Annotated in this window: 10 protein-coding genes and 1 pseudogene; 1 reads left to right on the top strand and 10 read right to left on the bottom strand. The window is 35.3% G+C overall.

The genetic code is table 11. The features are described 5' to 3' along the window. Nucleotides 1-1271: group II intron reverse transcriptase/maturase (gene ltrA, locus JL102_RS21900; protein ID WP_237390701.1), on the top strand; the 1271-nt coding region annotated here is incomplete at its 5' end. Nucleotides 1272-1401: 130 nt separating this feature from the next. On the opposite strand, the gene JL102_RS21895 is transcribed toward ltrA, so the two are convergent. From JL102_RS21895 to JL102_RS21850, 10 genes and pseudogenes are all read right to left on the bottom strand, one after another. Continuing rightward, entirely contained in the window at nt 1402-2094 is a 693-nt protein-coding gene (locus JL102_RS21895; protein ID WP_202246608.1) for a hypothetical protein, read from the bottom strand. A 622-nt stretch (nt 2095-2716) separates the two neighbouring features. After that, nucleotides 2717-4483, bottom strand: coding sequence for a hypothetical protein (locus JL102_RS21890; protein WP_202246607.1), 1767 nt, complete (start codon nt 4481-4483; stop codon nt 2717-2719). A 1195-nt stretch (nt 4484-5678) separates the two neighbouring features. Further along, a complete protein-coding gene (locus JL102_RS21885; protein ID WP_202246606.1) occupies nt 5679-6902 on the bottom strand; it encodes an ankyrin repeat domain-containing protein in 1224 nt (407 codons plus the stop codon). 155 nt (nt 6903-7057) lie between these two features. After that, a complete protein-coding gene (locus JL102_RS21880) occupies nt 7058-7810 on the bottom strand; it encodes a toxin-antitoxin system YwqK family antitoxin (protein ID WP_202246605.1) in 753 nt (250 codons plus the stop codon). A 6-nt stretch (nt 7811-7816) separates the two neighbouring features. Next, a pseudogene (locus JL102_RS24180) lies at nt 7817-7873 on the bottom strand (hypothetical protein); the annotation flags it as partial. Between the two features lie 38 nt (nt 7874-7911). Then, complete coding sequence (locus JL102_RS21870; protein ID WP_202246604.1) at nt 7912-8157, bottom strand: hypothetical protein; 246 nt, start codon at nt 8155-8157, stop codon at nt 7912-7914. 515 nt (nt 8158-8672) lie between these two features. Then, nucleotides 8673-8954 carry a hypothetical protein gene (locus JL102_RS21865; protein ID WP_202246603.1) on the bottom strand — a complete coding sequence of 94 codons (282 nt, stop codon included), beginning with the start codon at nt 8952-8954 and terminating at the stop codon, nt 8673-8675. A 431-nt stretch (nt 8955-9385) separates the two neighbouring features. Continuing rightward, entirely contained in the window at nt 9386-9901 is a 516-nt protein-coding gene (locus JL102_RS21860) for a GNAT family N-acetyltransferase (protein WP_237390700.1), read from the bottom strand. A gap of 232 nt (nt 9902-10133) precedes the next feature. Next, nucleotides 10134-11492, bottom strand: coding sequence for a DUF3526 domain-containing protein (locus JL102_RS21855; RefSeq protein WP_202246602.1), 1359 nt, complete (start codon nt 11490-11492; stop codon nt 10134-10136). Continuing rightward, nucleotides 11489-12925, bottom strand: coding sequence for an ABC transporter permease (locus tag JL102_RS21850; RefSeq protein WP_202246601.1), 1437 nt, complete (start codon nt 12923-12925; stop codon nt 11489-11491). The genes JL102_RS21855 and JL102_RS21850 overlap by 4 nt, the downstream gene beginning before the upstream one ends. Nucleotides 12926-12938 lie beyond the last annotated feature (13 nt).

The following is a 12938-nucleotide window of genomic DNA, read 5'->3' as shown; positions in this document are numbered from 1 at the left end:
AAATTCTACAACCCAAAAATCTCTACAAAGCACACCGAAAGGTGGTGCTTAATAAAGGAGCTGCAGGTGTGGATGGCATGACTGTTAATGAGCTGAAAGAATACCTTGATGCTCATCAAACAGACATTCTCATGAGCATTCTACAGGGGAAATATGTACCTAATGCTATCAAAGGGGTAACAATACCCAAAGGAAATGGTAAAAACAGAATGCTGGGGATACCTACCGTAACAGACCGATGGCTGCAACAAGCCGTTAGCCAACAATTAGCCAAAAGGTTTGAACTACAGTTTGAACCCTACAGCTATGGATTTAGGCCGAAGAAAAACCTGCAACAAGCCGTACTACAAGCCAGAAAATACATCAACCATGGATATCAGGATATTGTAGATATCGACTTGAAAGCATTTTTCGATGAAGTAAGCCATCATAAACTCTTACAACTTATCTACCACAAAGTTAAATGCCCTACTACCCTATGGCTGATCCGCAAATGGCTACGTGCACCGATCCTTATTAAGGGAAAGTTGTATAAGCGCAGAAAAGGAATGCCACAAGGTAGCCCTTTAAGTCCTCTACTGTCTAATATTATGTTGGATGTACTGGACAAATACCTGAAGAAAAGAGGACTGAAATACGTTCGATACGCCGATGACTTTAGTATTTATACCAAGTCAAAAACGGAAGCTCGAAAAGCAGGTAATATAGTGTATATGTTCTTAAAATATAAGCTAGCATTACCTATAAACCGAGAAAAGAGTAGCATATGCAGGCCTCATAACTTCAAGATTTTAGGGTATGCCTTTGTGCCTACCTACAAAAAGGGAGAGAAAGGTAAGTACCAAATGGTAGTCAATAAGTCAGGGTGGGAAACCCTGAAACGTAAGCTCAAGGCTTGTTCCAAAAAGACCAAACCTTACAGCTTAGCTGAAAGATTAGTCAAAATAAAGCAAGTATTCACCGGATGGCTACAACACTACCGGTTGGCTAGTATACAGGCCAAGGTGAAGGAGCTTGACGAATGGCTTCGCAACAGGCTGAGATACTGTATTTGGCACGACTGGAAAAAGCTGGAGCGGAAACGCAAAAACCTCATCCGATTAGGAGTGAAACAGGGACAAGCTTACGCTTGGAGTAGAACCAGAATGGGTGGATGGGCAGTAGCTCAAAGCCCCATACTGAGAACTACTATCACCATATCACGACTAAGAAAGAAAGGGTATCAAAGTATGCTGGATTATTACCTAAAACTTCAACCAGAGATTCAATGAACCGCCCGGTACGAGAACCNTTCAACCAGAGATTCAATGAACCGCCCGGTACGAGAACCGTACGCCGGGTGGTGTGTGAGGCGCACCGTGAGCTTATGGCTCACGGCCGTCTACACGATTGTGTGAAGCTTTAATTATTTTTAAAGATATCGTTGGCATCTTTTACCCTATCGTGTTCAATACCAAATGTAATATTGTTAATCGAGGTTATTTCTTGATTAATGCTTGAGATAAATTTATCAACGTTGATGGTTTCGCTATTTGTCATATCGTTTTTTCCATCAGTAGTGAGGTAATTATAAATTTTTAATTGAGTTGAAGAATATGCTATATAAGTAGCTTTATTACTGGCAATATTCTCCTTGTGATCCAAAACTTGAATTAATACTCCAAAGAAAGTTGTTAGGCTGAGAACAGTATAAAATATCGTTTTGAAGAGGTTAGATTTTGTTTTTAAACCATCATCAGCAACTTTTAAAAGTAATACCCCTAGAACAATAGTTGAAATAACAAGAAGCAAGGTTGAAGCGAAATAATATGCATTCATAAGCCGAGTTATTTTGAGGTGATGCTCTTTTTTGCTTTTAATTATATCATATTGATTTTTGAGAATTCTTAGTTTATTGCTTGGGATTTGATCTGGTGAGATTTTAATAGTAACAATAACTGCTTCAATTTTTACATCACCATCTATATATGGTTGGAGAATATCGTCAGCCGATTTTTTAGCAATAAATATTTGCAGATAGTAGAATGCTAGAGTTCCTATTATAATAGAAACACAAACAATTATTGATCTTTTCTTATCTTCTTGGTTTTGCATGCTGTTTCACATAACATCCGTATAAGGGAGACCAAACATTCCCTTATTTATTTTTATTATAGCCCAATCCACCTAATCTAATATTCAAATGAAAAGCAGTGTATTGTGATACTTTAAAGAGCAATAGGAACAGCTGATTCATTAGATAAATATAAGGCTTATGTTTATCGCACGAAATACCCAAGCTTAGGTATTTTTATAACTTTTAAGAATATGGTTAGCTACAGTTATTATTAATAAATAACTATAGAGTGAGCGTTTGGTAAGACTTTTAAAACGCTAGGAACAACTCATTTAGTCTTAACAAATAACCTCTGGTAATTTATATCACCATGCCGAGCATGGCGGCAACGGAGGATTTCGAAATTGATTATATAGGAGATTAATTGACCTGAATATAGTGATATATATATCAATTATCCGCATTGATTTTTTTCATATAAGGCCAGAAAGGTTCTGTAGCTTTTTGTGTAACTTTTATAGACAATTGGATAATGCTAGTAAAGCACTCGTTATAAAACGAGCGCTAACGGGTACTTAACTTATTTTCTATAATGATGANCGTACGCCGGGTGGTGTGTGAGGCGCACCGTGAGCTTATGGCTCACGGCCGTCTACACGATTACCTGCCGTTTATAATTGGTGTAAAAATGCTCATGTCATCAATATCACCTTTATTATCTGTCAAAATTCTATCATGGTATTCCGTCAGTAGTTTGACTTCTTTGATGGCTTGTCCAATTGAAGTTACTTGCAAGTCATTAACCACCATGTCAACTAGATGATTCAAGAAGGTATCTAAATATGTATGCAGGTTTTCTATTAAGGTTTCAATATTTCTTGGATGCCTTCCTGAATGTACAATTAGGTTTCTTGCTCTATATACCCTTCTTATCTGCCATATGACTTTTTTCTCGTGATTATCAATTAGACTTTTTAAATTCTTTCCTGATTTGAAGTGTTGACTGAATGTAAATAGTCTGTATCTTAATAGAATTTCACTTCCTAGTTCTTGGTAAATTTTCCTACGCTGATCCTCATATTCCGCTAACGCTATTAATTGAAAAAATGCTTCATCCGTAAATTCTTTAGAACCACTTATTGTCTCAACAATTTCCTCAATTAATGGCCTATTCCATCTTACAAGGTCTTTACCAATTGATTCAATAATCCTGTTCAAATATTTGAACTTAAGAAATGGAACGAGACATTCAGTTACGGAATGGATTTTGGTTTTTCCAGGTTGGGAAGGAACGAGTGTTTCAAGCCCAATCCAAAGGTTTAGAAGTTGATTTTCATGATCCCTGTTAGTAATTGCAATACCATGCAAATCAATTACCGTGTTAAACTTTGCAAATGAATCTGGTTCAAGTTCAACCATTCTTCTTAAAATTAGATTAAGCTTTTTTGCTGCTTTATCAATTCTATTGTCTGAACCTTTTGTAATTGCTGCTGTCGTTGGAGATAAGAGAATATTAATCTTGTTATTTTCTGACCTACATATAATTGCCTTATTAGACCAAGAGAGCTTTTTCTTATGATGATAGAAAGCATAAAGGTTCGATATTTTTGTTAGTCGACTTTCTGCTATTTCTTTTGCACTTTGTTCATCAAGGGCATTGATTTCGTTCAATTTTAAATAAAGCTGTTTTGGACGCTTACTATCGAGAAACTCTCTGCTCCATTTTTTCAATCCAGGTAAATCAATTTTTTTAAGAATCTCTATTCCAAACCCTTCACACGAATCCTTTACCTGCTCAAACATTGGGCTACCAATAAACACTAGATCGTACTCTACATTCGATAGAGGAAAGAACTTGAAAAATTCCTCAATATCAGAAGAAGAGTTGATTTTATTGGAGCCGAAAAAGAACTCTCTTGTCTTGTTGTATAAGTAGCTTTGACTATATCCAAAATCAATTAAGGCGGTTATATATTGTCTTGATAATTGCTCAATTAATTTCTTTTCATTAGCATTTTGTGTAGCCTTAGTAAGAAAAAGTTGACAAGCTGAGATGTACTTTTCTTCTCTAAGCTTATTATAAAGGAGTTGTATTCTTGTTTGTAATTCCTTGCGATTATTAAGGTCTAAGTCTTCTATATAGTCCTTTTGCCTCCCTTCTATAAGTGTTTTGGCTACTGGGTCCTTGCTAAACGCCCATTTAAGTTCATCTAGAATGGCATTCAGGTTGTTTGATTCAATATTAGCGTTCTCAACTTGTTTGATTGTAATAAGCAGCTCTTCACATAATAATGATGTATTAAGTGCAGAAGGTTTGAACGTATCTAAAGTATAATCAAAAAGCATTTCACGGGCTCGTTGAGCGAAGAATAAAAGTCCTTCTGTTTCTTCCTTGGCTTCCCAGTTATCTAAGTTAAACTCTTTCATTTTTTGCTTGCACTAATGGCAGGTAACATCCGTATAAGGGAAAAAATATCTCCCTTTCGCTCTATTATAAAATTAAGTTAAGGAAAAATATTATTTAACAAATACATTTTTTCAAAAATCTATTTGATTACCTTCAATTTATCTCGTCAGTATGCCTTAACTAGCCGAATATTATACACTTAATATTCTTTTCTGGTAAGTGCAATACGGCCAGTACTAGTTATAAGGACAACAAAAACCTAAGCAGCGGTAATCGTACTAACGCTAACCTCCTATTTCTCCAAAACATATTTTTCAGGTACTTATAACATTTGCCTCTCACTAGAAATGACACTTGTGTGAAAGTATAATCAAATAGTACCTACATGAAAATGTCAAAACGATTGAGATATAATTAAATCATGAATCAGTACCGATCGTCTACACTTCGACACGGCTCAGTGTGACTCGGTGGGTGAGATCGTCACCTTCACTATCTGGTAATTACGAGAAAGATATGACGAAGTAATCTTGAAGCTATGAAATGCTTCAGTGAGCTGAAGACCTCACAGCAAGAAAGAGTTTTTTTGTTACTTTTTTAATCGATTGCAAAAAAGTAAGGAAAGTAAAGACTAGATAATCCAAGTTGGCTGCTATTTGAAAAGTCTAACTTAAAAGTATGGATGGATGCATCTTTTCTAACACATAGTATGTCATTCTTCTTGGTGCGGTTGAAACAAATGTTAGGCCTCGACAAGACTCCGGATTTTTTGAGTGAGTTTCTGATAAAAAAAGGTATTTATTACCAAAGAAGTGATTAGTCATAACTCTATCACGTCATCCCGGCTGCAACGAAATGAAGAGCAGGGATCTCGCTGTTCAGATAACACTAACCGAACAGTGAGATTCCTGATATCATTATGCTATGCCCCATGATTCAGGAATGACGGCTTTTATTTGCTAATTTGTGTGTCTGAAAGCCTGCTTTTCACAACTGATCATAGAATCCGCTACGATCCCATATATTGCTTGAGCATCCGCTCCCCCCTTCTTTAAGCACAATCTTGTATTCATGAAATACTGACTTTGCTTTGTAGCCTCAGCAGTCCACTTATCTAATTCCGAGCATATGCTCTTGATCTTGGTAGATTATGACACCGCTGTGATTAACCTACCATCAGGGTTATTTCAGTTTTAATCAATGTAAGTTTAAAGTTTAATTTACCCGTAGTTCATTTAAATATTCAGAAACGTCATGGTTTGATGAAGAGTTGGCATAGAACAATGCATCCTCATTGTTATCATTTTTGAAATGAATGTTAGCTCCTTTGTCCACTAAATATTGAACGGATGCCAAACTATTCTGTCTGGTCTTCTCAGCACTTACCCCTAGATAATCATAAAAAAAAGAATTGACTGATAAACCAAGTTCGTCCAATTTATCATCCAGACTATTCACTTCATTGCCCAATTGAGAAGCATACATTAAAGCAGAAACAGTTCCCTCTTTTGCTAACTGATTAATATTGGCACCATTTTTCAGTAAGAATCCAATCATAGTTGTATCCCCTCGTATTGCTGCATAGTGAATAGCTCCATATTTATACTCAGAATGGAACTTTCTGATAGAAGCTCCGCTCTCTAATAATACCTTTGAAACAGCAGTATCACTTACAAAAACGAGGGCATCATTCATTATTTCTTTAGACATCCATCCTTCACTAAGCATTTTGGTAATGAAAGCCAGATCTCCTGAACCTCTGGTAATATTAAAAAATAATTCCTTCTTTTTATCCACACCCATTTTTTTATAAAATAGTTTTAATATATCGGGGTTTGAAGTTTCGGAAGCTAAATCTATTGCAGTATGATCATTACCATCTTGTATGGTGTCACTGGCATTATTGTCTAATAACAATTTGGCCATTAAACCATTTTCGCTTTCTATGGCAAAGTGAAGAGGAGTACTAGCTATTCGACTGTTACATTTTATATTAACATTAGCATTTCTAGCAATGAGTTTCTTTGCTAAGCTAAGGTCATTATTGTATACTGCATAATGTAGTGCGGCCAAATCGTTATACTCTTCTATATTATCAATCGAAATGTCCTTTTCTAATAATTTATCAGTAATGTCTTTATAATTGAGCATGGCTGACAATAATAAAGGAGTGAATTTCAGCGAATCGGTTGCATTGAGCATAAATTCTTCATCAATAAGCCTACTTGCAATTTTTCTCGATCCCATTCGTATGGCATAATGAAGCGCATTTTCATCCATACTAAATACACAAGTGTCCAAATTTATTTTTGAAACGAATTGCTGAAATTTATTTAGATCATCTTTCTCTATAACTGTAGCAATACTCTGAGTATCCACCTTGGTTTCACAGGAAATAGACACCCATGCCATAAAAAATATTATGATTCTTATTTTCATCTGTAATGTTTAGCTTAAAAAATAATTCAAATCGAGTTAAAAAATACCTACTCCTAGCAGTTTAACACATTCATAATTCATTACCAGAGACGCAATGGATCCTATTAATTAAAAACCAATAGGAGCAGGTTAACCATCAGGTATTATAAAGGGAGTTAGTTATACTTCTTTTCGGAAACTACCTCATCATTCTTGTACTCAATTTCCCTTAAAAGTTTCCCATTTAACTTATAATGCTTCCATATACCTGTCTTCTCATCATTACTATAATTCCCTTCACTCTCCACATTTCCGGCTTCATTATAAGTTTTGCTGATGCCATTTTTATGACCATCAGTATATGTAAATGTTTCTTCCAACATATCTTCATCATAGTATTTCCACTCACCAGATTTATATCCCATCGCAAATTGCCCTTCAACCTCCAGCTGTCCATTTTCAGAAAACTCCTGATAAAGCCCGTGCTTATATCCTTCTTTAGAGCTAACTACTTCCTTTTTGTTGCCATTTTCATAATAGCTCACTTCGGCTGTTAAATACCCTTCGCTATACTTCCTTTCACTAATTAAAATGCTAGATGAATTATAATATTTGGCTGTACCATCCAGACGATTATCTTTATAAAACTCTTCAGTACTTAGCTTTCCATTGGTATGATATTCTCTATGAATATAATTTTCAGGGTTTTTGTATTCCTTTTCCCATAGCAACCTACCTTCTTCCGTCTCTTTCTTCCAAGTACCTGTTGGTTTATCATTTCTATAAAATTCTGTTTCTATCAGATGTACACCGCTGCTTGCATCTTTTGTATTATTGACCCATTTGCCTTCTTTTAAGTCTTCCTTATATATTTCTGTCTGCCTTACCTTTCCTTGCTTATCATACGTTTTCCAGGTGCCGTCTTTCAAGCCGTTTTTAAAACTAATATCTTCGTGAACTTTTCCGTTTGAATAATAGGATATGCTTTTACCATCAGGTTTTCCTTCATCATTAAAATTTACCTCCTGAACTAGCTTACCAGTAAAATCATACTCTTTTTTGCTCCTATCATCTTTCCATTTTTAAAAGTAGCCTCCGTATAAGAACCACTATTTTCAGCCAATTTATAGGGCCCGTTTAAAAATTTGTTTTCTGATTTAAACAGTGTGGTATTGCCGAAGCGCTGTGTTTCTACATCATTCCACATCAGGTAGGTTTCTTGCGCCTGGGCGGAAAAAGTAAATAATAGGAATAGTATAAAATTTAAAATTCTCATAATAAAAGTGATATATTGATAAAAAATAATAATCTATTTGTCTGAAAATACAGATTCACGTGTTAGCACATGAACTAAAAAATGACTAAATCACAGCAAGTCTCGTTGAGTATTTTCTTCTAATTGGTTAAGTAGTTATAGTCAATTTGGTTGTTCCCTCCATGGTAGCTTCTGCCCCACTAAGAATATCAATAAAATATTTCCTTTGGTGGAATTTTCGACAAGAGTATTATGGCATGCTGTTAACTGCGCTATTTGAGATGAAACTAGGAACCATACAGACAGTAAGCCTGTAATTTTAACTTTCAAAAAATAATTCACTACAAAAAATAATATTCAACTTCAGGACAAAAATAATAATTAAAATCAATCCCCCTCAAAATTACATATAAAATTGAATCAACATATTTATTTATACTCCACAAAAAGAAAGTAAAATACCATTATATAATGTTTTTAACTCATTTTAATCATCTTTTCAATGTGTACTAATGGAAATTAAACACTCTGTTAGGCTATTGACACCTGGTAAATCCTTTATAATGGCCATAGTAGAAAGAAGCTAGCTCTGTTGCCTCTGGCTGTACGTTTCTTTTGTTAAATGCACTTTTATATGATGGTCGTATCTTCCTTTCGATTCTTTCTTTGCGATCTTTTTCTCTATATTCATCAAAAACTTCCCCTAGAGGTAAAGACCTTCCTTTGTACATATACCACACGATATATGAATAAAAATCAGAGGCATATGATCCTGTATATAATCTAAAAACCCCTCTCATCGCCTTTTCACTACCCATATCTCTTGTTATCAAATGATAAGATGATCCCTTTATAGAATCTCCAAAAATTTTGATGATAATGAAATTTACTAAAAGGGATAGTGATGGTCTTTTTATTATAGCTTGAAAACAGGATAAGTAATACCTCTGTCTATTCTATATTAAACTACATGTTTTTTACCTCCCATTAAATAAAGAAATAAACAATAAAGACCTAGCCAAATGGGAATAGTCCAGAGCAAGTGCATCTTAGAGAAGAAATTACAATAACTTTCAAAGCTCGAAGATCCATGAATAAGCACAATAATAGACATGAACATAAATAAACCAGTCCCAATTCGATAACTTGATGAAAGATAGATATACCGTTACATCCTGTATGAATCTATTATTATCGGCAGCTACAAATTGTCGGCTTTTAACCTTTTATAAGGTATCATTTAACCATTTTATATTTTCTTTTGATAAAGATTGTAGTAGGATAAAGGCAACTCTTTTACTCCCTTTTTTTCAAAGCCCATTTTTTCATAATACTTGCAAAGCTTCAGATTTTTAGAATCTGCATCTAGCCTTATATAAGCACAACCGTCAGATTTCGCTATTTCTTCAATCTTTTGAAGTACTTTTGAGCCAATCCCTCTCCCGTTATATTTTTCTTTTATAACCAAAGAGTGAACATATTTAGCTTTTTCTTTTTGGTAGCCCCAGTATAGTTGATCTTCATTTAAAATTCTGACCATCCCTATATTCTCTCCAACTTGATCATTGATGAAGTAAAATTCATTATTTGAGATTCCCTCCTCGACCCATTCTATTTTTTCCTTTGGTGGATTCTTCCAATATTGCCAATGATCTACCTTCATCTTAGCAATTTTTTCTGCTGCCTCTTTAAATAACGCTAAGACTTTATTCTTGTCTTGCTTTTGTATTTGCTTAAACTCAAATTCCATATCGTAAATATTCATTTCAAACTGTATAAGAATTAATTAAACACAAATTTCAAAGAATTTTTAAAATCACCCGAGTTACCAAAGTATAGAATTTGAAACTTTATGGGAAAGCAGTAACTGCAATGGACAGTAATAGCGATTGGAATGGGTTACAGCCGGCTCTTATACTACAAGAGGACCCTTGCATAAAGCAAGAATCCTCTTAAATAATATTAGTAGCTCATATATATAGCTATCCTTTTCATTTTCAGCTGTTAAAATATCTAAAACTGATAAGAGTAGCACAGACTAACAGAAATATAGCTCCAATAAATGGTAGCAAAAGATGAGACCATGTTATGTGTGCTTCAAAGCTAACATGCTCTGGTTTAAACCGATCCCAATCTACTCCCTCGGCCTTATTATAAGAGAAAATTTTAGGGTATAAATACAACCTTGTTTTTTCATGAAACTGTTCTGTATAGTTCAGAAAGTCAAGATAATTTTCCATACCTGTACCAGCCAATGAGTTGAATATTAATTGAGCATGTAGAGAAGGTACCAGCATAGACCAGGTCTGACTTACGTCATCTCGCTTTAATACTTTTGCCTCCAGCAAAGCACTTTCTTCTTTAGATTCTACATCTCCTAAATTTTGCATCGCATAGTACCACAACCACTGAAGCTTAGATGCTTCCGAAGGAAAACCATAAGAAGAAAATTGAGGATATTGCTTATAAAATTTCTCGACAGTCTCGCGTTTATTTGTATCCCATTTTTCATGATATCCATCACGCTGCTTAATCATAGTAGTAAATGCCTCGGGCATAGGGTACTTGTTCACTATAACATTATTAAGTACAGCTGGTATTAGTATGAGAAATATTAACCAGCAAAAAAGCAAAGCAACTGCATTAAAGTTAGAACTACGCCTGAGTGATATGATGAACGCTACAATGGCAAACCAAAAAGCAATGTAGAGCATACTGGTGAGTATAATTTTGGAGAATGCTAAATTATATTCTATGCCTAGTATCCCTGCTGCAATAATGAATAAAATGATTAATACACCAAAAAGTAATACAGCCCTCACGGACATTTTAGTAAATAAATGTCGCCATCGATGCACTGACATAACACTCACCATTTTCCAGGTTCCTCCCTCCTCTTCTTCTGACAATAAGTTGTAGTTAAACGCAATAACTAAAAGAGGAAACACATACACTATAAGAAAACTCAAATCTAAATTACCAAAAAGCAATGTAGCCGGATTGACCAAATCGGCATCGTATTTCTGACCTTCCAACGCAAGTATGGTCACATTCTGCACACTAGGATTAATATCCTTTTGGCCAATAGACAAACCGGCCAATGGGCTCACGTCATTCACCACGGCAAACTTCAAATAATAAAGCAACAGGCCTAAATCATCTTTATGAAGATCTACATTTCTCTTAATATGCTCCTGCTGTGTTTCTGCTACTTGCGCGGCGGTTGCTCTTTGTTTATCCAGAAATTGCTTTCCTATAAAAATGCTGATAATGCCTAACACTAACACCATAGATAACCCCAGCTGGCAAATTCTGGTGCGAACAAACTGCCTGAACATTAATAGATATAAACTCATATTGCAGTAGCTTTTTTTGCTCCATAAACTAATAGAGCTATTGAAAATATGAACCAGCTTAATATGGATATAATGGATACTTTTACATTCAAAATAGCCGCCTCAGTGGTAAGTTGAGTATATTGAAAATCAGAAAAAGACTTCCATTGATCTCTGCTCACCTGGCTTCCTTTTGTTTTATCATTAGGATTCGGTGTTATGTATTTCATTTGCAGGCTATTCATCTTCTGAGCTAACTTATAACGATAATCTTCTGCTTGCTCCTGAAAGTGCACATAAGACTCAAAATCTGTACCTGAAACCGACATAGAAAGGTTTTTAAGGGCTAAAAACGGATTAATAATAGCCAACCACTGCGTTAATTGGTTCTGTTTTCGGTACTGATCTAATAACTGTTTGTGGTGTTCTCCATAAATATTAGCACTAATTCTTTCCCCCTTACTCATCAAAAATCCGCCATAATTAAACGGAAGCTCTTCTACAGTTTTTACATGATTGGCCTGAAGAACAGAATCTTTTAAGGCTTTAAAAAAGGGATCATTAATATCATGGCTATCACCATATTTTAGCACATCTTGCTCTATAGCTGCTCTAAATTCTACCTTAGAAGGAGTCTCATAGAAATATGCCCCAATGGCCTGAGACGTTCTTGGCACTAGAATTACCATCAACAACCATAACCCTAGCAGCTTTACCAAAGCATTTTTAGATGAATCACTTTTGAGAGATACGTAGATAGTGATAAAAGACAGGATAAAACAAACCAGCGAATAAGCGATGACAATGATTGCGAATCTCATCCAATCATCCTGCACCACATGCTCTTCGGTAAGTAATATAAAGGTGATAGTGCCTAAAAATGGCAAACAAAACAATAGAGAGATTGCCGAAAGTCCTAAGGCCTTTCCAAACAGTATCTCCTTCCATTTGGCTCCTTGTGTCAATAATATTTTAAGAGTGCCATTTTCTCTATCTGCCACAATAGCCGAGTAGCCGATAAAAAAGATGATCAGCGGTAAAATGGTCTGAAGCACCATGGCCATACTCAGCTCACCAAAACGCAGTAGACCTGTAGAAAAACTAGCCTCTGAAAAGTTCACCACATTTTGCTTGTGAGCTTCCAGAAAAACGGCATTACCCGTGAAGCTCTCTACCCCAAAATCAAAGATACTTAATGGATGCTTTAGCCGGAAGGCAAAAGTACCAAAATGAGCCATACGATGTGGGTGCTTATCAGGATTGCCTTCCCAGCTTTCACGTGCCATCTGCTGGTGGTCTATCCTATAATGGTTCTGATCATAGTAAGCTACGCCACTTCTGGCTGCTATAACCAAAAGCACTACCAGCGTAAGCACTAATAAATAAATGGCTTTTGATTTAAATACACTTGCGCAAAACTGTTTTGCAATAATTAGTAATGTCCTTTTTTTCATATTCGAATGTTAC

The organism is Fulvivirga sediminis (assembly GCF_016757215.1).
Lineage (GTDB): Bacteria > Bacteroidota > Bacteroidia > Cytophagales > Cyclobacteriaceae > Fulvivirga > Fulvivirga sediminis.
The sequence above is the reverse complement of the archived record's forward strand: the minus strand, read 5'-3'. Positions and strand labels throughout refer to the sequence as shown.

Coding starts and splice junctions, on each gene's coding strand:
- JL102_RS21895 (WP_202246608.1), bottom strand. CDS start 2,094: ATGCAAAACCAAGAAGATAAGAAAAGATCAATAATTGTTTGTGTTTCT.
- JL102_RS21890 (WP_202246607.1), bottom strand. CDS start 4,483: ATGAAAGAGTTTAACTTAGATAACTGGGAAGCCAAGGAAGAAACAGAA.
- JL102_RS21885 (WP_202246606.1), bottom strand. CDS start 6,902: ATGAAAATAAGAATCATAATATTTTTTATGGCATGGGTGTCTATTTCC.
- JL102_RS21870 (WP_202246604.1), bottom strand. CDS start 8,157: ATGAGAATTTTAAATTTTATACTATTCCTATTATTTACTTTTTCCGCC.
- JL102_RS21865 (WP_202246603.1), bottom strand. CDS start 8,954: ATGGGTAGTGAAAAGGCGATGAGAGGGGTTTTTAGATTATATACAGGA.
- JL102_RS21860 (WP_237390700.1), bottom strand. CDS start 9,901: ATGAATATTTACGATATGGAATTTGAGTTTAAGCAAATACAAAAGCAA.
- JL102_RS21855 (WP_202246602.1), bottom strand. CDS start 11,492: ATGAGTTTATATCTATTAATGTTCAGGCAGTTTGTTCGCACCAGAATT.
- JL102_RS21850 (WP_202246601.1), bottom strand. CDS start 12,925: ATGAAAAAAAGGACATTACTAATTATTGCAAAACAGTTTTGCGCAAGT.